This is a genomic window from Vibrio sp. 1978 (assembly GCF_033344345.1).
Genome location: NZ_JAWPOP010000507.1, coordinates 1 through 677, shown reverse-complemented (window position 1 = coordinate 677; position 677 = coordinate 1). Strand labels below are relative to the sequence as shown.

Here is a 677-nt window from a genome sequence, read left to right as displayed (position 1 = left end):
TTATAACCTATGAGTTTTGTATCGGCATGCTATCGGTATCTATGAATAATTTTTTTGATATCTATTAATTAAACCGTCAAAAAACTCAGATAACCAATGAGTTAGTTAGAAAGTGACCGAGGAAGAACGGAAATGATTTCAAAAAAAGGCCGGATGAGCCGGCCTAGGAAGATTATTGTGCAGCAATCACTGTCACGAGCTCGTAACTCTCGCCTGGCTCAAGAGTTTTGCCTTCTTCAATACTTGGTGCATGAAGGGCAGATTCCACACACAGCATGGTTTCATAGCCATTGTCAGCCATATCTCCCATCCCTTGTGCACCTTCCGCCCACGGGTTCCATAGTACTGCGGAGTTATGGCCGCGGTTCGCTACGCTCAACGTGCGGTTAAGAACAGGGTCTTTCACTAAAATTTGAGCTTCTGGTTGCGTGTATACGCGATCGATGGTGTCAGTCAGTTGAAGAACCTCACCACCCTGACACACTTCGCTATTTTTCAAGCTGTCGATGTACTCATTGCCCATACCTGTTGTTTGCGCTTGTTTGATGTCGCCCACGTTTAGGTAAGTATGTAATGCGCCTGAGAACGTCCAAGCTTCATCATCGATATTAAGAACTTTCAGCGTTACTTTGAGTTCGTCACCCACTTCGACAAGAAGACGCGCATCAAACATGTGT

Annotated in this window: 1 pseudogene; it reads right to left on the bottom strand. The window is 44.9% G+C overall.

Annotated features, from left to right (window positions below):
- Window positions 1-172: 172 nt before the first annotated feature.
- Window positions 173-677 (bottom strand): annotated as a pseudogene (locus tag R8N49_RS27515) (D-hexose-6-phosphate mutarotase); the annotation flags it as partial.